This is a genomic window from Cytobacillus sp. MT66, assembly GCF_058792595.1.
In genome coordinates, this window is sequence record NZ_JBXAFB010000006.1 from 261,574 (window position 1) to 281,341 (window position 19,768).

Sequence of the window (19,768 nt, forward strand, 5' to 3'; positions counted from 1 at the left end):
TCTATCATTACTCTTTTTTTGTTTTCACTCGATCATTATTCCCCTTTTATAAACAAGGAGGAAGAAAATTGGAGAATACGATTTTTTCAATCATACCGCCGCTCTTGGCCATTGTCATGGTTATTTTGACCAGAAAAGTTCTTCTGTCGCTGGGAGCCGGAATCATATCAGCAGCCCTTCTGTTGGCTGATTTCAGCTTTACAGGAACAGCAGGCATTATTTTAGACTCTTTAAAAGGAATATTTATTGCTGAAGGAGAGTTAAACACCTGGAATATTTATATCATCTTATTTTTATTTGTTTTAGGCGTAATTACCGCCTTTATTTCCATTACAGGCGGGAGCTATGCGTTTGGGGAATGGGCCATGAAGCGTGTGAAAACCCGTGCAGGTGCTCAGCTAGTTGGGGCGGTTTTAGGAATTATTATTTTCATAGATGATTATTTTAATGCCCTGGCTGTTGGGCAAATTTCTCGCCCTATTACCGATCGGCATAAGGTTTCACGTGCTAAGCTTGCTTATTTAATTGATTCAACGAGTGCGCCGGTTTGTGTGGTTTCACCGGTATCAAGCTGGGGCGCCTATATTATTACATTAGTTGGAACCATTCTTGCTGCTAATCATATCACCGAGTATTCGGCTTTCTCGGCATTTGTGCAGATGATTCCAATGAATCTTTATGTTTGGGTTACTTTGGCAATGGTATTTATTATTGCGCTAGGAAACATTGATTTTGGTTCAATGAAGGGGCACGAGAGACGGGCTATCGAGGAAGGTCTCGTTCATGACCCGAAAAAACAGGCACCTGGAGAATTAAAGGATGATCTCCCAACAAGCTCTAAGGGTACAGTAGGAGATTTAATCTGGCCAATACTTGCGCTAATCATAGGAACGGTTGGCATGATGTTTTTGACTGGATATAAGGCTGCGGGTGACAATGCGACCATTTTTTCAATTTTTGAAAATACAGACGTGTCTAAGTCCCTGATTCTAGGCGGTCTTCTTGGATTAGCTGTTACTTTTGCTTTATTTTTCCGCCAGGCATTTGTCTTAAAAGGTGTCAATGGCAATGTCTTTGGCAAAGGTGTTAGTGAAGGTCTTAAATCCATGCTCCCAGCCATTTACATTCTTATTTTTGCGTGGATGATTTCTGATTTGATTGGCCGTTTGGAAACTGGGAAGTATATGGCAGGCATTGTAGAAAGCGCTAATCTGAATATTGCCCTTTTGCCTTTCCTTTTATTTGCTGTTGCGGGGATTATGGCCTTTAGTACAGGAACGTCCTGGGGGTCATTTGGAATATTGCTGCCAATTGCGGGTAATATTGCGGCAGCTACAGATTTAAGTCTATTATTGCCAGCGATGGCAGCAGTATTGGCAGGAGCAGTGTTTGGCGATCATTGTTCGCCAATTTCAGATACAACCATTCTTTCGTCGACAGGTGCGGGATGCAATCATATGGATCACGTGCTGACCCAGTTGCCATATGCGCTGACATCGGCTGCCATTTCGGGTATTGGATACCTAGTCCTTGGCTTCACTGACAGTACTATTTTTGCGCTCTTGACTTCAGCTGTATTGCTTGTCATCTTTATGTTTGTTATTGGAAAAAAAGAAAGAGAGCAGAGATTGTAGAGTAAAAAAGGAGCTTTTTCCCAAACTAAACTTTGGGAAGGGCTCCTATTTGTTTTGTTAATATTTATTCTCATAAAGGAATAGGATGAAAAAAGGAAAGGAGGAAATGAAATGATATGAATATATCTTTTTAGCTCATCAAAAAAATAAAAACCCTTTTGTGCTATGCCTCGGTAAAGTAATTCAGAAATATTTTATTTTTCCCAAAATAATGTTTTGACAGATTAGTTTAAAAATATTATACTATCCGTAGATTATATTAAATAATCTGAAAAGTAAAAACATTCTCGATACAAAAAGCGGAATTAAGGAAAAAAGACATAACTAAGGGGGTTAAGGATTATGGATAATCGTCCACAGTGGGGAACACGAGCAGGATTTGTACTGGCTGCTATTGGTTCAGCAGTTGGTCTGGGGAACATTTGGCGATTCCCGGCTGTTGCCTATGAAAACGGCGGCGGTGCATTCTTTTTACCGTATTTATTTGCGTTATTAACTGCAGGTATTCCACTGCTTATTTTGGAATTTACACTGGGACAAAAGTATAGGGGATCGGCACCATTAACCTATGCAAGAATGAACAAGAAATTTGAATGGCTTGGCTGGTGGCAGGTAGCGGTTTCCTTTGTCATTGCAACCTATTATGCTGTTATCATTGCATGGGCAATCAGGTATGCTGGATTCTCATTCAGTCTTAAATGGGGAGATGATCCTGAAGGATTCCTATTCGGAAGTTTCCTGCAGCTTGCAGAGAACCCTGGGGATGTAGGCGGAATCGTTCCAGGCGTGTTTATTCCTCTTGTTGTTGTTTGGATTATTACACTAGGAATTTTGTATAAAGGTATTAAAAAGGGAATTGAAATTGCCAACAAAATCTTTATTCCAGCACTACTTATTTTATTCCTAATTATTGTATTTCGTTCAATCACCCTTGATGGAGCAGCAGCAGGTCTTGAAGCATTCTTTAAGCCAGACTGGAGTCAGATTGCCAGCCCTAAGGTTTGGGTTGCGGCTTATGGACAGATTTTCTTTAGCTTATCAATTGGTTTTGCCATTATGATTACTTATTCAAGCTATTTGCCAAGGAAAACTGATATTACAAATAATGCGTTTATTACTGGCTTCGCAAACTCCAGCGTTGAATTATTAGCAGGTATTGGCGTGTTTGCAGCGCTTGGTTTCATGGCTGCACAGGCAGGGGTTCCAGTCAGCGAGGTTGTTGCAGGCGGGGTTGGCCTAGCGTTCGTGGTATTCCCGCAAATTATTAGCGAAATGCCAGCCTTTAATGGGCTATTTGGATCAATCTTCTTCATCTGTTTAGTGTTAGCCGGTTTGTCATCATTAATTTCAATTGTTGAGACCTTTATCGCTGGTGTCGAAGATAAATTTAAAGTATCCCGTACAAAATCGGTCACAATTGGCGGAGGTCTAGCAGCAGTAGTTTCCATCCTATTTGCTTCAAAAGGCGGATTATACTTCTTAGATGCTGCTGATTACTTTATCAATAACTTTGGAGTTGCCCTTGCCGGCCTAGTTGAGGTAGTTGTCGTAGCTTGGGTATTAAAGGAACTAAAAAATCTGCAGAACCATGCAAACAGCATGTCTGATATTCTTCTAGGCGGCTGGTGGAAGATTTGTTTAGGGCTTATTACTCCAATTGTACTGGGATATATGATGGTGCAAAATATTATTACAAACATTAAAGATAATTATGAAGGCTATCCGACAAGCTTCCTGCTTTATATGGGATGGGGAGTTGCTATCGGTGCAATCATTCTTGGATTTATCTTTGCTGCAATTAAATGGAACAAGAAAGCAGAATTAGAAATTCCAGAAAACAAGGAGGTATCTCAATAATGTCAGGTGGAGCCATTACAATGTTGGTCATTGGGATGCTAATTATCTGGGGAGGACTTGGTGCAAGCATCGCAAATGCGGTTATAAAGTCCAAAAGAGCAAAATAAAAAAGCGGGGTCCTCCTTTTGGGAGGGCCCTTACCTATTTCTTCCTATTTAAACGTTCTAGCCTTTCCCACTGTCTTAAATGAGGATATGGATCAAATGACCATTCAGTTCTTCCGTTATCTTTGTAAATCCCATAGTGAAGATGGGGCGGGAATTTCCCAGAAGTACCTGGAGGGCCATATCCTGAACTGCCCACACCCCCGATAAGCATGCCGGGCTCAACAATTTGCCCTATTTTAATATCCTTTGCAAAACCGCTTAAATGGGCAAAGTAGTGGTAATTATTGTTAATATCCCTTATACCTACACGCCAGCCGCCAAATCGGTTCCAGCCCTTCATTTCTATAATGCCGTAAGCAGTTGCCCTGACAGGTACACCGTAGCCTGCAAAGATGTCTGTGCCTTCATGAATTCTTCGGCCGCCCCATCCTCGGGCTGCCCCCCAAGTGTTTTTATAGGTGTAATGGCTTCTTAGAGGCAGAGGGAAAACACGCTGGTCTAAATCCAAGCGATTAAAATGCTTGTACATTCTTGCCTTTCCGATGATAATGCTGACTGTCTTATCCCTTTTATAGTAATCCCAAAGGCCCATTTTGATATTGTCGTGGTCTGTTCCGTAGGAAAGCAGGAAGCGAGCAATAGAATAAAGGACATCGAAATCATTGGAGAGACTTGCCTTTCCATCACCATCGCCATCAATGCCCCAACCATTAAAAAGCTGAATAGTTAAAGGGTTTTCATCCTTTTGATTAGGGTTTAGCGCTCCTGACCAAACTTCAGGCATTATATAAATTCCTGTCAGGCCCTCTGCTTTAGGGAGGTCTCTTCTCGCTTCCCGTACTTTTCTTTCATATTGGTCTATGCCAGCAAGGTAATACCAAGGGATATTTGTTACAGATTCAATATCTTTGTATAAAGCCATTCTTTGTGCATAAATATCCGGTTGTTTTTCCTGGGCTTGAACAGGTTGTGAAAAAGCCAAAAACAGCATAGTGAAGACGAAAAAAGAAAAGATGCGCACTAAAAAATCCTCCTTTCTCAAATGTTGACTTTGAGAACTATCTAGCCTCAGCCTGCTAGTTAAAGGCAATTGTTGCTTTTCTGTTATAGTTTGCGACCGTTGGAAAATTTTAATGATATCAATTAATGGTAATCCCGATTGGCTTGTTTTTTCCTGATCTGTTGTGATAAAGTGGCTTTATGAAAGGTGTTTTTGTGCAATTTTTAAAGGAGTTGGGGGATTTTGAGTAAACAGGAAGAATACATAAGAAAGCCAGAATGGCTGAAAATAAAGTTAAATACGAATGAAACGTATACCGGATTAAAAAAGATGATGAGAGATAAAGGACTTCACACTGTATGTGAAGAAGCCAAATGTCCAAACATCCATGAATGCTGGGCTGTGAGAAGAACAGCCACTTTCATGATTTTAGGTGATACTTGTACGAGAGCATGCCGTTTCTGCGCAGTTAAGACTGGGTTGCCTACTGAACTTGATCTGCAGGAGCCAGAAAAAGTTGCTGATTCCGTTGCAACAATGAATTTAAAGCACGCAGTTGTAACAGCGGTTGCCAGGGATGACTTGAAAGATGGCGGAGCAGCTGTTTTTGCCGAAACCGTTCGAGCAATTCGCAGAAAAAATCCGTTTACAACAATAGAAGTTCTTCCATCAGATATGGGTGGGGTATACGAGAACTTAAAGACGTTAATGGATGCCCGTCCAGATGTGCTTAACCATAATATTGAAACCGTTCGCCGCTTAACACCGAGAGTTCGGGCAAGAGCGAAATACGACCGTTCCCTTGAATTTTTGCGCCGTGCAAAAGAAATACAGCCGGATATTCCAACAAAGTCCAGCCTAATGGTTGGTCTTGGGGAAACAAAAGAAGAAATCTTAGAAACAATGGATGATCTGCGGGCAAATAACGTTGATATTATGACAATTGGCCAGTACCTGCAGCCAACTAGAAAGCATTTAAAAGTTGTGAAGTATTACCATCCAGATGAATTCCAGGAATTAAAGGAAATTGCTTTAAGCAAAGGCTTCAGCCACTGTGAGGCTGGTCCGCTTGTCCGCTCATCTTACCATGCAGATGAACAAGTAAACGAAGCTTCAAAGCGCAAACAAGCATTGGGCGAAGAGGAACTGAAGAAAGCATAATACGAAAAAAAGAGTTCAGCCTGTGCTGAACTCTTTTTGGTATGAATCATTCGCTTACCTAACGTTATTGTTATTTGTCTTTCCCTGCATGACTCCGTTCTGATTTTCGCCATCGCTCATTTTGCCGCCTTGAGGAGATTTAAGCATTTGTTTTATGAGATGATCAATGCCATTATGGGCATTTCGTGTATTAGTTGCTGTAGTGGCAAAGTTTTCAAGGTTTTGTCTAAGGCCAGTATTATCGCTGACATATACATGGTACCATCTTGGAACAATAGACATAGCCATCTTCTTTACCTGGTCAGCTGTCAAATTTCTGTCTTTTGTATCTGTAGCATAAACAATAAGCACCTCTCTGTCTGTCACAAGTGTTGACACGTCGGCAACATTCGGAACTTGTGAACTATAGCGGCTGATTGTATTTGCAAGCTCTTCTCTATTAAGATTAGTGTAATTGTTGTTAGACACGTTTTCACCCATAATCGGGCTTTGCTGGTGGCGGACATAACCAAAGTCTGCGTTTCTGTTGACAGAGCCATTATCGCGGTTATAGATATCTGCCCGCTGATTATTAACATTAAGCGTGTTTCCAGATCTTTCGTATATACCGTCATTTGCCATGTTATTTTGTCCTGCACAAGCAGTTAAGGCCGTTATTCCGCAAATACCAAGGATGATTAAAGGCTTTTTCAATTTAAGCACCTCCTAATCTTAAGATAACCATGGGGTAAATAATTTTACTTAGAAATTGCTGGGGAATCAGTTATAATTTAATCAAGACATCGTGCACGAAAAATTCACATAGGGGGTGAATGAGCAATGATTTGCATTAACAATGTCTGCTATGAGTTAGTTGAAGAGAAGCGGGAAGGGTTCAATGAAGAGGCATTCCGCGGCAGGTATAGCGATATTTTAGGGAGATATGATTATATTGTTGGTGATTGGGGATATGGTCAGCTTCGGTTAAAGGGGTTTTTTGATGACCAAAACCAAAAAGCAACCTTCGATACAAAAATTAGTACTTTAACGGAATACCTATATGAATTCTGTAATTTTGGATGTGCTTATTTTGTGTTGAAAAAGGTGAAAGGCAGGCAACCGGATTAACCGATTGCCTTTTTTTATTTTTGATAATCTTGGTATGGCTTTTCCATCTCAGCGTCTGAATCATCGTGTGTAATATGTGCACCCTCCATTTGCCGCGGCATATCTTCGTGAAGGGTTTTGTTCTCATAATTAAAGGCAGAATATTTTCGCTGGCCTTCAATCCATGGGGAGCTTTTATTTTCGACAGGCTCGTTCTGATTGATGGGTGAACCATAAGGGCCTTCCGGATATTCCTCAGCGGTCAGATACAATCTTTGTGTTTCTACATTTGAAAAATCGGTATATTCACGATCTAATCCCATTTACAAACACCTCTTCCAAAAGAAGATTATTTTAAAGAAAAAAGAAGAACCCTTTTTAAAAAGGCTCTCCTTTATTATTTGTAAATGAGTTAAGAATCATGAAAAGCACTATTTGTTAAACGATCTCTGCCAGGAAGGAACGCAATTCTTCTGCGTCTTCTTCGGACAAGTTAAAAGCATATTCTAAATAGCCTTCTTCCTCCAAATCATCTGCTCCAATTATGGCAAAACGGTTTCCTTGGATATCAAGGACAATATGTTTTCCATAATAACGGTCAGATTGTACGATGGCTAAGTCAAAGCGCTGGTGTTCTCCCATAAAGCTCACAAATCGTGTTTTTGTGTCTACCATGTCATCATATAAAAAAAATCTATCTGTCATTTCCGGGCTCCTTTGTTTGTTTTCTTCATTCTTATATATTCGTCACTCGATGCCATTCTCCTTTAGAATATCCCAATGGTTTTATCTTTCTTCCACGAGGTATGATAGAATATAGGTGATTTTGATTTTTACGCTCAATAGAGGAAAGGTGAGAGACATGTATTTCGTGGACAGAGAAAAAATTGAGGAAATTCTTGTATTTTTAGAACGGCAATTCTCCCTTTTTGAGGAAATAAAGGATTTACATACAGACCTTGAGAAAGCGGCCATGGAGCGGATTGGCCATACCATAGTAGAAGGAATTCTTGATGTTGGCAATGCCATGATAGACGGCTTTATCATGCGCGATCCGGGCAGCTATGAAGACATTGTAGATATTCTAGATGATGAAAAGGTTGTTCAAGGTGAGTTAACGAAAAGCATGAAGGAGATTGTATCTTATCGCAAGGTGCTTGTACAGCAATATACAAATATCAATCATAACCAGATGAAAAAAGTGTTTGGAGAAAATTTGCCTTCATTAAGACAATTCCCGGAAAAAGTAAGGGAATATTTATTAAATGAATTAGGACCTGTTTCAGCTTTCCGCCATTAATATAGGGGCGGAACTAATAGGAGTGAAAAGAGAGTGAGAAAATATAAAGGCTATTTAATTGACTTGGATGGTACCATGTATCGTGGAAACGAAGTGATAAAGGAAGCATCTGGGTTTGTGAAAAAGCTCAGGGAGCTGGACTTGCCGCATCTTTTTGTCACGAATAATTCCTCACGAACACCTGAACAAGTAGCTAAAAAACTTTGCGAATTCGATATACCCGCAGACGAATCGCAAGTATTTACAACAAGTATGGCGACGGCCAATTATATATACGAGCAAAAAAGGAATGCATCCGTGTATGTGATTGGTGAGGAAGGGATTAAAAAGGCATTGGCAGACAAGGGATTTACCTTTGCTGAAGAACGTGCAGATTATGTTGTCATTGGGATTGACCGATCAATTAATTATGAAAAGCTGGCTACTGCCTGCCTTGCCGTGAGAAACGGGGCAACATTTGTTTCCACAAATGGTGATATTGCCCTTCCAACAGAAAGAGGTCTGTTGCCAGGTAACGGGTCTATTACATCGGTGATTACGGTTTCTGCACAAACCCAGCCGATTTTTATTGGCAAGCCGGAGTCCATCATTATGGAACAGGCACTAAAAGTCATTGGGACGAAAAAGGAAGAAACCGTTATGGTTGGCGATAATTATGATACAGATATTATGGCTGGGATGAAGGCAGGAATTGATACGCTGCTTGTACATACAGGTGTGACGACAAAAGAGCTCCTAACCGGGTATAAGAAAAAACCAACCTATGTTGTTGATACGCTTGATCAATGGAATTTCCGATAGAATTTATTGGGCTTGTATATAAAAAGCATTATTTACCTAAAACTTTTTACCCAGGACTAAATAAATATCATTAGCCTAAAAGTCTCTGAATCAAAAGGATTATGTAGTTCCTTTGTGGTTTAGAGACTTTTTATTTTATCGGATTATGACCGACTTTAGTTATATTAAAATCATATAAATAATTTAGAATATATAGTAAATATATCCAATAAAATATAAGGATTTGATTTATCTGTGACATAGGAACTGAATGTTTGATGGTTTATTTTAAAAAGGAGGCAAATTGTATTAGGTGAAAGTAGAGGGGGGCTTAGGAGGGAGGCAATTGTGGATAGGAAAATAGAACAGGAATCTGCATTTGCAAAAGGAAACCATAATAAACCTTCATACCTAATATTTAAAAGGATTTTTGATATTTTGGTCAGTTTTACTTTATTAATACTCTTTACACCAATTTTTTTGCTTTTAATGATACTTATTTTAAAAATGGATGGTCCCCCTATATTTTTTAAGCAAATCCGAACAGGCAGAAATCATATCCCATTTGTGATCTGGAAATTTCGCACTATGAGAAATGATAGTCATTCTCCCGTTTTATTTGATTTTGAAAAATGGGGAGAAGGCATACCTGATGAATTTATTTTCAAATCGGAAATGAGTCAAAATGTAACAAAGACTGGGAAGTTTTTAAGAAAATATAGCCTTGATGAACTCCCCCAGCTTTTCAATGTATTAAAGGGCGATATGAGTATTGTTGGTCCTAGGCCAGAGAGTTATGAATTCACGAAGTTTTATAATGAAACACAATCTAAAAGACTGCTTGTGAAGCCAGGTTTAACCGGCTTTGCGCAAATCAATGGACGTTCTGAAATTAATCATGGACAAAAGATTGCTTACGATCTTTATTATGTAAAGCAATGTTCTCTTTTATTGGATGTCAAAATTATTATGAAGACTTTTATTCAGGTGATTAGAGGTAAGGGTGCCTATTAGCTTTTGTTTTATTGAAAGGATTTGAGTGAATGGAAAGAGAGTTTGATTTGCGGGATCTTTTTAATGTTTTAAAGCAAGGCAGACAATTTATCCTGCTAATGACACTTCTATTTGCTTTAGCGGGAAGTGCAATAAGCTATTTCTTTCTTACTCCCGTTTACCAGGGCCGAACAGATTTGTTAATCAATCATACGGTTACGAATCAAGATGGACGCATCCTTTCTCTTGGGGAAATCGAAACGAATCTAAAACTAATTGAAAGCTATCAATTCATTATTCAAAGCCAGCGAATTTTGGATAAAGCATCCGAAAGCTTAAAAGGGGAGTATGAGTCAAGTGAATTAAAAAAGAAAATGGAGGTTAAAACAAACGGGAATTCTCAGATTATCTCGATCATTGTAGAGGATTCAAGCTTAGCTGAAGCGGCTCATATTTCTAAGACAATTGCTGAAGCTTTTCAATCAGAGATCAGACAGCTGATCAACCTGGATAATGTTCATATTCTTTCTGTGACAGATCCAGAGGATAGGGCACAGCCTGTAAGACCAAAGACTTTTTTAAATGGTCTTATTTGTTTTCTCATTGGTCTGATTACTTCTACAGGTTTTATTATGATCAAACATTACTTTTATGGAAAAATAGATTCCCAGCGTGATATTTCAGAGCATCTATTGCTTTCACCGCTGGGAGAGGTGCCGTTTATCAGCAATAGTTCTGCAGACGAAGGGACTTTTTACAATGAACGTTATTTCAAAATGGTGCCCAAAATGGAGGAGAATTCGCCCATCATTGAAGCTTATCGTTTAATTCGCACCAATATTCAGTTTCAAAGAGGGGCTAAAGAGCTTCGCTCCATTATGTTTACAAGTTCGCTGCCTGAAGAAGGTAAATCAATCACTTGCGGAAATCTTGCTATATTGATGGCTATGGATCATAAAAAAACTGTATTTGTTGATTGTGATTTAAGAAAACCATCGGGCCATTACATGTTTCATATGACAAATCGGAAAGGTGTCACATCCTATTTAACAGGAAGAGCACAGCTGAACCAGATTATTAGGAAGACTAATATCCCCAATTTATCATTTATTGCTGCAGGACCTATTCCTTTACATTCTCCTGAACTTCTTGCTTCCAAATTAATGGACCAATTCATAGATGAACTGACAAAGATATTTGATCTTGTCATACTTGATGCCCCTCCAATGGTTGTATCCGATCCTGCAATACTTGCTGCAAAAGCAGATGGCTGCATTTTTGTGATTAGTGCAAAGAAAAATCGCAGGGAGGTTATTAAACAAAGAATTGATCAGCTTAAAAGAATTGAGGCCAACATCCTAGGGGTGATTTTAAATAAAAGTGATAAAAAGAGCATATGGAAAAATTATTATTACGACTGATCAGCAGCCAAATGCTTTTAGCAAAAGAAAGGGAAGATTTACATGTTGGTTGATATCCACAATCATATCCTTTTCGGTCTTGATGACGGTGCCCAGACTTCTCAGGATTCCATTCAAATGGCTAAACAGGCGGCCGAAAACGGCATTACTCACATCATCGCAACCCCTCATCACAAGAACGGGAAATATAATAATCCTTCAAGTACCGTTCAAAGCCGAGTGGAGGAGGTAAATCAGCTGTTAAATATCAACAATATCCCGCTGACGGTCGTTCCCGGAATGGAAATTAGCTTATACGCTGGCCTGATAAACGATATAAAATCAAAAACAAATGATTTGCTTACCTTAAACCGAACCGGTAAATATGTATTGATAGAATTGCCTGATTTATATATTCCTGCTAATACGGAAATGTTTTTTTATGAGCTTCAAATAGCTGGGCTAGTTCCTATTATTGCCCATGCAGAAAGAAATGCAGAATTTTATAAGGATCCAAATAGGCTTTATACCTTTATCCAAAAAGGAGCCTTAGCGCAAATTACAGCAGGAAGCCTGATCGGTACGTTTGGGAAAAAATTAGAGACCTTTTCAGCCAAACTTTTGAAATATCACCTCGCCCATTTTATAGCTTCTGATGCACATAATGTGAACCGCCGTGGCTCAAATATCCAAGCTGCATATACTTACTTGGAAAAGCAATTTTCAGCCTCCTTTGCAGACTACTTTCGTGACAACGCCATAAAAATACTTAAGGGAGAAGACTTTACTGTTATTCAGCCGAAGAAATTTGTAAAAAAAAGGTGGTTTTTCAACTTCACATAATCAATGTATTTTTTCGGCAGAATGTGAGCTTGCTACTTTATGAATGAAGGTGATTAACAACATGAAGAAAGCATTAATAACAGGGGGTGCAGGCTTCATAGGATCCCATATAGCATTAAAGCTGCTGCGAGAGAATATAGAAGTTGCCGTGGTGGATAATTTGAGCAAAGGTAATAAAAGTAATCTTCCTGGCAATCTTTCATTTTACAATGTAAACATATTAAACGAGGCGGAATTAGAAGAAATCTTTTTAAAGGAAAGGCCTGATTATGTCATCCATCAAGCGGCACAGGTATCTGTCCAGTCATCAATGGAAGATCCAGCCTATGATGCAAAAATTAACACTATAGGCACCTTAAATCTTTTAAGGTTAAGCGCCAAATATAAAGTGAAAAAATTTATCTTTGCTTCGACAGCCGCAGTCTATGGCATGCCTCTATATCTTCCAATTGATGAACTCCATCCGGCAAATCCTATTTCATTTTACGGTGTATCAAAATTAACCTCTGAAACATATATTCAGCTATTTAAGAAATTCCATGGGTTGGATTACTGTATTTTAAGATATGGCAATGTATATGGGCCAAAACAAAATGCCCAGGGAGAAGCGGGCGTAATCTCCATTTTTATTGATCGTCTATTAAGTAATCAGCCTCTCGAAATTTATGGTGATGGGAAACAAACAAGAGATTTCATTTATGTGAAGGACATTGCCAACGGCTGCTATTTGGCGCTGCTAAACGGAACAAACGATATTTTGAATTTAAGTACAGAAACACAGACTTCTATATCGGATTTAGCAGAAGTATTAGTTCAAATCAGCGGCAGGAAGGCTCCTATTGTTTATCATCAGGCCAAGGAAGGAGATATCCCCTGCAGCTGCCTCAAAAATCAGCAGGCAATAGAAAAATTAAACTGGGCTCCTTCTTACAGTTTACTAGAGGGTTTAAATGAAACGATGGAGTATTATAGCGAAAAACGGGTGAAATAAAATGAAACTTCGAGTGATTCAATCCATTGAATGCTTGGAGAGGATAAAGCCTATATGGGATGGCCATTTGCAAAGAGCGGAGAATAACAATCCTTTTATTGAATTTGATTGGATATTTTTATGGTGGAGCGTCTTTGGCCAGCAATATGAATTATTTGTTATTGCTATAGAAGAGGATGAAGATGTCAAAGTTATTTTACCTCTAATGAAAAGAAAGGGCCTCTTCATTGAACATATTTATTTTATTGGCTATGGCCAGGCAAATTATATGGATGCGATAGCTAATGATGTTGAGCTTGCTAAGGCCATCGAATTTATAATGCAGCATTTAACTAACAGCAAAAAACCGAGGCTGTTTCATTTTCATGGCCTTTTTGAAGACAGTGACCTTTATTTTCCCCTTTATCAATATTTGCAAGTAAAAAGGATAGCGAATTACCGTTCAATGATTGTTTGCCCAGTTTTACAATTAACCGAAATACAATTTGATCAATACTTTGCTAAAAGAAAGAAAAAGCATGGCCTTGACCGCAAGGAAAGAAGATTAAAAGAATTGGGTGCAGTGTCCTTTGAGCCTCTTCGCAAAAACGATATAGAAAAAATGTTTAGTCTTCACACAAAAAGATGGGAAGAAAAAAACGATACAAGCGGGTTTTCAGAAGGCAAAACAAAAGAATTTTTTCAAAAGCTTCTTCAGGCTGAATCTGCTGCCTTTCAAACGAAGGTTGATGCCTTATATGTAGACGATCGGCTGATTGCCTATTTGTATGGATTTGAGTGCCGGAGCCGGTACCTTTTTTATCTGCCGGCTCATGATGATGACTATGGGAAATTCAGTCCTGGCAAGATTCTATTTAAACAGAAAATTGCAGATTGTGTGCAATCGGAAATAGAGATCTTTGATATGAGCATTGGATATGAGCCATATAAATTTGATTGGAGCAATGAAACAAAATTTGCCGCCAGGTTTATTTTTCCATCCAAGCATAGCTTGGCAAGAATCTTTTATTTTGTTTATTCAGCAAAGGCTAGATTGATTGATTCATTAAAGAAGAATCGAAAGCTCGTTCTTTTTAAAAGGAACTTCTTAGGGAAGGTGAAATCTCGTGTATTGAAATCTTTGCCATTTTGGCATGGGGGAAAAAAGGGATGAAGTGGATCCAAAAAATAAAGGAAAAGGCATCCTCCAGCAGCTACCTAAAAAGTGTGCTCACTCTTATGTCTGGCACGATTCTTTCGCAAGGGATCATTGTTCTTTCAACCCCTCTTTTGACCCGAATTTACACACCCGAGGAATTCGGGGGATATGCTGTCTATGTGTCTATTCTATATAGTATTACTATTCTTGCATCACTCCAGTATGATGCAGCCATCCCTCTCCCTAAACGTGAAAATGACGCATTTCACCTGTTAAGTCTATCTGTTTTAACCGTTCTAGGGATGAGTCTGTTAGTTTTTGTTGTGGTTCTGATGTTTCAAGATCTTATAGCCCAGCTGTTTCAAAATTTTCATTTTGAAGAGTATTTATGGCTTTTGCCTTTTAGTTTTGCAGGTTTTGGCATATTTCAGGTTATGAATTCCTGGCTGATTCGCCATGAAGCCTATCCATATATGGCAAAAGGAAAGGTAGCTATGAATCTTGGTCAGCTATTTTTTCAGTTCGTCTTTGCCCCCATCGGATTTCTCGGCTTAGTTGTGGGAGAGGTATTGGGAAGATTTTGCGGGAGTGGAACGATAGCCGCTTTTTCCTGGAGATATATAGAGACAAAGTGGAGAAAGTTTTCCTTTCAGAGGATGATGGGTTTAGCAGCACAGTATAAGCACTTTCCGCTTATAACAAGCTGGTCATCTATCTTAAATGTGGTTAGTTTCCACCTCCCAACCCTCTTTATTGCTTCATCATTTGGGCCAGCCGTTGCTGGCTGGTACCTGCTTGCCCAGCGTGTGCTATCTATACCTGAGTCATTAGTTGGCTTTTCTGTTAAGCAAGTTTATTATTCCAAAGCTACTAAAATGGTTCGTACATCAAATCCGCTTATTATTTCTCTTTTTTGGCAAACAGTATGGAAGATGTCTTGGGTTAGCTTTTTAATTATTGGAAGCTTAGCTGTCATAGCGCCATATATTTTCCGCTTCGTTTTTGGAGATGGCTGGACAGAGGCGGGCTTTTATGTGCAAATTTTGGCTGTTTTATATTTCATGCAAATGGTTGTCGGGCCTATTGCTACTAATTTTTACGTGTTTGAACGTCAAGGCCTGCAATTGGCCGCTGAAGGCATCCGCTGCATGGTGATCCTGTTTGCTGTTTGGTTTTGCTCCATACATTTTAGCGATCCACTGAAAAGTATAGCTCTATTAAGTGTTTTTAGCTCCTTTGGCTACATTGTCTTAGCTTTATGTTCCTGGCTGTCCATACGAAGGGGTCTGCAAACAAAAAATAAAAAAGGAAAATAAATGAGGGAAGTGGGCAGGCTTGAGATCAATAAGACAACCCAAGTGGTTATTCAACTTCTTATTTATTATGCTGGCACTCAGTTCGATTTCCTTGATAGAGCCTTCTCCTTATGATCTTTTATTTCCTATACTGTTTGGCTTAAGTGTGTATCTGTTCTATTTATCTTTTAGTCCTTCTGCATTAATTCCCTTTATATGCCTTTTTTTGTTTATAGAAAGTCATTTGGCATCATTTTTTATGATTAAAGATATTAGCCGTTTTGCCGAATTTACTGTCATCTCCTTCTATTTAATTATGACTTGGTTTTGTTTTGCAGGAATTGTTTCCCGATTTAAAGTGACAGCAGCGGAGGCCATTTTTAAGGGGTATGTCTTTTCAGCTGTTCTCGCAGCCTTTTTCGGTATAGCAGCTTATTACCATCTCCTTCCTTTTTCTGAAATGTTCTTAATGGAAGGCCGTGTAAAGGGATTCTTTAAAGACCCTAATGTCTTTGGCCCCTTTCTTATCCCTCCATCAATCTTTCTCCTATTAAAGATTGAAAAATACCAAGGAAGGCGTATGTTGATGGTTATCATGGCCATTTGCTTTGCCTTGCTGGCGATTGGCGTATTGTTAAGCTTTTCTAGGGCTGCATGGGGACATTTTATGTTATCTATGTTCATTTATTTATTTTTTTATCATTCCAGCTTTAAAAGAAGGCTGATATTGCTAGTTACTTTGTTGGCATTCTCAATTCCTGCTCTATTTTATATCACAGCGTCTTCTCAGACTGCCGGACTTTTGCATGAAAGATTTGGCTACCAGGAATATGATGATACCCGATTTACAAAGCAAATGGAGGCATTAGAAATAGGAATTAAACACCCGTTGGGTATAGGACCGGGGCAGTCAGAGGAAGTATTTAATCATTCTACTCATAGTCTTTATGTTCGAGTTTTTACTGAAAATGGTATTCTCGGCTTCATAGCCTTTCTTGTCTTTTATTGTCTCGCACTGTTTCAGTCTCTAAAAAATATCTTCAGGCATAAAGGGGAGGAAAAAGGTCTCTTTGTGGTGGTTTTTGCCTCCCTGTTAGGAATCGGCTTTAATAGCTTTTTTATCGATACATTGCATTGGAGACATTTTTGGCTGCTGCTTGCCCTTCCTTGGTGGCAGGCAGAACAGGATTTGAATATGGACTCTAAAGGATATAAAACATGATTGGATGTTAAGAGTAAGGGGAGATGATTATTGAGGATCGTACAGTTTATTAGCCGGATGGACGTTATAGGAGGGGCGCAAGTACACGTGCTAGATCTGTCTATAGGTCTTGTTCAAAGCGGGCATGAAGTGATTGTTCTTTCAATGGGCAAGGGCATCGTTTCGGAGGAGCTGGAGAGTCATGGGGTTAAGTATATTGAGTTAAACAACTTAAGGCTGGGAATACATCCATATTATGATATAAAAGCATTGTTCGAGATTTGCAGGTGGTTAAAGAAATTAAAGCCTGATATTCTTGCTGCACATTCTTCTAAAGCGGGGATGATCGGCAGAGCCGCAGGGAAATTAACGGGGGTTCCAGCAGTGTTTACCGCTCATGGATGGGCATTTACTGAGGGTGTTTCCAGCCGTAAACGAAAGTTATATGCTTTTCTTGAACGATTGGCCGGTAAAATATCTTTAGGTGTGATAACGGTTTCAGAATTTGATTATCTCTTAGCTGTAAAACATCGTACGATCCCGGAAGATAAATTGAAAATTATTCATAATGGGGTTTTTGATGCAGGATCAGCTTTTATTGCTGATGTATCAGAGTCTCCACCTCGTCTAGTCATGTTAGCAAGATTTGATTATCCAAAAGACCATTTATTGCTGATCAATGCTGTAAAACAGCTTTCCGATTTAGAATGGGTGGTTGTTTTTGTAGGAGAGGGCCCGCTGCTGGGAATAGCAAAAAGAGCGGCAGATGAAGGCGGGCTATCTGAAAGAATCCGTTTTTTAGGAAATAGAAGGGATATTCCTCATATTCTAGGAGAATCACAGATCTTTGTCCTAACCACAAATTTTGAGGGTCTTCCACTGAGTATCATAGAAGGGATGAGAAGCGGTTTGCCCATTATTGCTTCAAATGTTGGGGGTGTTAGTGAATTAGTTGAGGATGGAGTGAATGGCTACTTAATCCCGCGATCTGACCTTGAACTGCTGTCAAGCAAACTTCGGGAACTCATCCAAAATTCAGAGCTTCGAATTCAAATGGGAAAGCGGAGCCGGGAAAAGTATGAAAAGGAATTTACCTTTGAAAAAATGCTAAAAGAAACGCTGAGCTTTTATGAAAAGATTATAGCTTGCAGCAAAAGGCAAAATGTTCATAAAAGGGGATAACTTCATTGATCAGGATAGATAGAAAGATTGGAAACCTAAGTATTCAAACGATATATTTTTCAGATTCTGATGAAGAAGATTTGATGGCAAAACATGTTGATCTTGTAGGTTTTCAACAATCGGTCATTCCAAGAAATGGGTTAAAAGCAAAAAAGATTATTCAAATTGATTTAACTAGAAATGAAAATGATTTATTTAAACAAATTGGCAAATCTAATCGCTACAAAATTAATCGTGCAATGAATAAGGATGCTCTATATTATTCTTTTAATCAAAGACCTGCTGAGGATGATATTCATGAATTTCGGGATTTTTATAATGAATTTGCCCGCAATAAAAATACGGCACAATGCGGCAGGTTTCATCTTCAAACATTGAAGCTTATTAATGACCAGAACGGCCTCGTTATTGCAAAGGTCTCTGATGATAACAGGCAGCCATTATGTTATCACGTATATGCAGCTGATGGGGATAGAGCTATGATGCTCTATTCTGCCTCGCATTACAGAATGAGTACTGAAACCTCTCAGAAAAGTTTAATTGGCAGGGCCAATCGTTATCTTCATTGGAGGAATATGATTGAATTTAAAAAAGAGGGCTATAAAATTTATGATTTCGGTGAAATAACCAATGATGAAAATGTTAATTATTTTAAACGTTCATTTGGCGGAAAAGAGGTAACCGAGTACTCCGGCTATCATGCTTTAACACGGCTTGGAAAGCTTGTTCTGCTTTATAAAAAAATGAAAGGTTAAGAGGCAGCAAAGGAGGGGATTAAACTGAATAAAAAAGGGAGACTTGTGATCTCTCTGGATTTTGAGCTTTATTGGGGTGTGAGGGATATGATGACCATTTCCCAATATAAAGACAATCTCTTAGGAGTGAGGCAAGCAATTCCCGGAATACTGAACCTTTTTCAGGAATTCGACATTCATGCGACTTGGGCAACTGTAGGGTTATTGTTTTTTGACTCAAAGGGAGAACTGCTAAAGCATCTGCCAGAGAACAAACCAGAATATACAGACCAATCCTTTTCTCCGTATTTAGCCATTGAGCATATAGGAAGTTCTGAGCAAGAAGATCCTTTTCATTACGGATTATCATTAATAGAGAAAATTAATTCTGTTCCAAATCAGGAAATAGGTACCCACACGTTTTCACACTACTATTGTCTAGAAAAAGGGCAATTGAAGGAACAATTTAGAGATGACCTGAAAGCTGCTATTAATATTGCAAAAGTGAGAAATGCTGAAGTGAAAAGCTTGGTTTTTCCGCGTAATCAAGTGAATCCTGATTATTTATCCATATGCAGAGACTTGGGGATTCTATGCTATCGCGGCAATGAACATTCATGGCTGTATAGACCCGATTGTACAAGGGAGGAATCTGTCTTTAAAAGAGCGTTAAGGTTGATTGATTCCTATGTGAATTTGTCCGGGCATCACAGTTATTCTATTAACTCTATATATGTACAAACAAGCCCAGTAAATATTCCATCCAGCCGTTTTCTGCGTCCTTTTAATCCCCGCCTTAATGTTCTTAACCAGCTGCGATTAAAAAGAATTATTAATAGTCTTACGTTTGCTGCTAAAAACGGGCAAGTCTACCACTTATGGTGGCATCCGCATAACTTTGGAACTTACTTAGGTGAAAACTTGGCCATGTTAAGAGTAATATTGGAACATTATTGCCTTCTGAAAAAAAAATATGGAATGGAAAGCGTAAGTATGGGGAAGCTTGCAGAAGAATTAATAAACCCATAAAAGGAATGGAGGGGATTTCTCCATCCTTTTATGGGTT

The 19,768-nt window shown here is 38.9% G+C and carries 21 protein-coding genes; 17 read left to right on the forward strand and 4 right to left on the reverse strand.

The window, feature by feature from the left end; translation table 11 throughout:
- The first annotated feature begins 68 nt into the window (after positions 1–68).
- The 3 genes from AC1Q59_RS13265 to AC1Q59_RS13275 all read left to right on the forward strand — a co-directional run bounded on the left by AC1Q59_RS13265 (position 69) and on the right by AC1Q59_RS13275 (position 3,598).
- Positions 69–1,634: a Na+/H+ antiporter NhaC family protein gene (locus AC1Q59_RS13265; protein ID WP_492366313.1), complete on the forward strand. Its 1,566-nt coding sequence runs from the start codon at positions 69–71 to the stop codon at positions 1,632–1,634.
- Between the two features lie 342 nt (positions 1,635–1,976).
- Positions 1,977–3,491, forward strand: coding sequence for a sodium-dependent transporter (locus AC1Q59_RS13270; protein ID WP_492366314.1), 1,515 nt, complete (start codon positions 1,977–1,979; stop codon positions 3,489–3,491).
- Positions 3,491–3,598, forward strand: coding sequence for a MetS family NSS transporter small subunit (locus AC1Q59_RS13275; protein ID WP_492366315.1), 108 nt, complete (start codon positions 3,491–3,493; stop codon positions 3,596–3,598). The genes AC1Q59_RS13270 and AC1Q59_RS13275 overlap by 1 nt, the downstream gene beginning before the upstream one ends.
- Before the next feature lie 34 nt (positions 3,599–3,632).
- Here AC1Q59_RS13275 and AC1Q59_RS13280 read toward each other — a convergent pair whose 3' ends face one another.
- Positions 3,633–4,589: a M23 family metallopeptidase gene (locus tag AC1Q59_RS13280; RefSeq protein WP_492366422.1), complete on the reverse strand. Its 957-nt coding sequence runs from the start codon at positions 4,587–4,589 to the stop codon at positions 3,633–3,635.
- 252 nt (positions 4,590–4,841) lie between these two features.
- Here AC1Q59_RS13280 and lipA point away from each other — a divergent pair, with 252 nt between their 5' ends.
- Complete coding sequence (lipA, locus tag AC1Q59_RS13285; RefSeq protein WP_492366316.1) at positions 4,842–5,759, forward strand: lipoyl synthase; 918 nt, start codon at positions 4,842–4,844, stop codon at positions 5,757–5,759.
- Between the two features lie 54 nt (positions 5,760–5,813).
- Here the strand turns inward: lipA and AC1Q59_RS13290 are convergent, their stop codons facing one another.
- Positions 5,814–6,452, reverse strand: a complete 639-nt coding sequence (locus AC1Q59_RS13290; protein WP_492366317.1) for a YhcN/YlaJ family sporulation lipoprotein — start codon at positions 6,450–6,452, stop codon at positions 5,814–5,816.
- A gap of 126 nt (positions 6,453–6,578) precedes the next feature.
- Between AC1Q59_RS13290 and AC1Q59_RS13295 the strand changes: the two genes are divergently transcribed.
- A complete protein-coding gene (locus tag AC1Q59_RS13295; RefSeq protein ID WP_492366318.1) occupies positions 6,579–6,866 on the forward strand; it encodes a YutD family protein in 288 nt (95 codons plus the stop codon).
- Between the two features lie 14 nt (positions 6,867–6,880).
- On the opposite strand, the gene AC1Q59_RS13300 is transcribed toward AC1Q59_RS13295, so the two are convergent.
- Both AC1Q59_RS13300 and AC1Q59_RS13305 read right to left on the reverse strand, forming a co-directional pair.
- Entirely contained in the window at positions 6,881–7,168 is a 288-nt protein-coding gene (locus AC1Q59_RS13300) for a cytosolic protein (protein WP_492366319.1), read from the reverse strand.
- A 115-nt stretch (positions 7,169–7,283) separates the two neighbouring features.
- Positions 7,284–7,550 carry a DUF3055 domain-containing protein gene (locus AC1Q59_RS13305; protein ID WP_492366320.1) on the reverse strand — a complete coding sequence of 89 codons (267 nt, stop codon included), beginning with the start codon at positions 7,548–7,550 and terminating at the stop codon, positions 7,284–7,286.
- Between the two features lie 157 nt (positions 7,551–7,707).
- On the opposite strand from AC1Q59_RS13305, the gene AC1Q59_RS13310 reads away from it, so the two are divergent.
- The 12 genes from AC1Q59_RS13310 (at position 7,708) to AC1Q59_RS13365 (ending at position 19,731) form a co-directional block, all read left to right on the forward strand.
- Positions 7,708–8,145: a DUF86 domain-containing protein gene (locus tag AC1Q59_RS13310; RefSeq protein ID WP_492366321.1), complete on the forward strand. Its 438-nt coding sequence runs from the start codon at positions 7,708–7,710 to the stop codon at positions 8,143–8,145.
- Positions 8,146–8,178: 33 nt separating this feature from the next.
- Positions 8,179–8,946, forward strand: a complete 768-nt coding sequence (locus AC1Q59_RS13315; protein WP_492366322.1) for a TIGR01457 family HAD-type hydrolase — start codon at positions 8,179–8,181, stop codon at positions 8,944–8,946.
- 327 nt (positions 8,947–9,273) lie between these two features.
- A complete protein-coding gene (locus AC1Q59_RS13320; protein WP_492366323.1) occupies positions 9,274–9,939 on the forward strand; it encodes a sugar transferase in 666 nt (221 codons plus the stop codon).
- Between the two features lie 29 nt (positions 9,940–9,968).
- Positions 9,969–11,339, forward strand: a complete 1,371-nt coding sequence (locus AC1Q59_RS13325; RefSeq protein ID WP_492366324.1) for a tyrosine-protein kinase domain-containing protein — start codon at positions 9,969–9,971, stop codon at positions 11,337–11,339.
- Positions 11,340–11,381: 42 nt separating this feature from the next.
- A complete protein-coding gene (locus tag AC1Q59_RS13330; protein WP_492366325.1) occupies positions 11,382–12,161 on the forward strand; it encodes a tyrosine-protein phosphatase in 780 nt (259 codons plus the stop codon).
- 61 nt (positions 12,162–12,222) lie between these two features.
- Positions 12,223–13,152 (forward strand): NAD-dependent epimerase/dehydratase family protein, encoded by a 930-nt coding sequence (locus AC1Q59_RS13335; RefSeq protein WP_492366326.1) that lies wholly within the window; start codon positions 12,223–12,225, stop codon positions 13,150–13,152.
- Position 13,153: 1 nt separating this feature from the next.
- Positions 13,154–14,305, forward strand: a complete 1,152-nt coding sequence (locus AC1Q59_RS13340; RefSeq protein ID WP_492366327.1) for a GNAT family N-acetyltransferase — start codon at positions 13,154–13,156, stop codon at positions 14,303–14,305.
- Positions 14,302–15,606, forward strand: coding sequence for a lipopolysaccharide biosynthesis protein (locus AC1Q59_RS13345; RefSeq protein ID WP_492366328.1), 1,305 nt, complete (start codon positions 14,302–14,304; stop codon positions 15,604–15,606). Before AC1Q59_RS13340 ends, AC1Q59_RS13345 begins: the two co-directional genes overlap by 4 nt.
- A 223-nt stretch (positions 15,607–15,829) precedes the next feature.
- Complete coding sequence (locus AC1Q59_RS13350) at positions 15,830–16,807, forward strand: O-antigen ligase family protein (protein WP_492366329.1); 978 nt, start codon at positions 15,830–15,832, stop codon at positions 16,805–16,807.
- 30 nt (positions 16,808–16,837) lie between these two features.
- The gene (locus tag AC1Q59_RS13355; protein WP_492366330.1) at positions 16,838–17,968 is read left to right on the forward strand and encodes a glycosyltransferase family 4 protein; all 1,131 of its coding nucleotides are present in this window, start codon (positions 16,838–16,840) and stop codon (positions 17,966–17,968) included.
- 5 nt (positions 17,969–17,973) lie between these two features.
- Positions 17,974–18,723: a GNAT family N-acetyltransferase gene (locus AC1Q59_RS13360; RefSeq protein ID WP_492366331.1), complete on the forward strand. Its 750-nt coding sequence runs from the start codon at positions 17,974–17,976 to the stop codon at positions 18,721–18,723.
- An 87-nt stretch (positions 18,724–18,810) separates the two neighbouring features.
- Entirely contained in the window at positions 18,811–19,731 is a 921-nt protein-coding gene (locus AC1Q59_RS13365) for a polysaccharide deacetylase family protein (RefSeq protein ID WP_492366332.1), read from the forward strand.
- Positions 19,732–19,768: the final 37 nt, after the last annotated feature.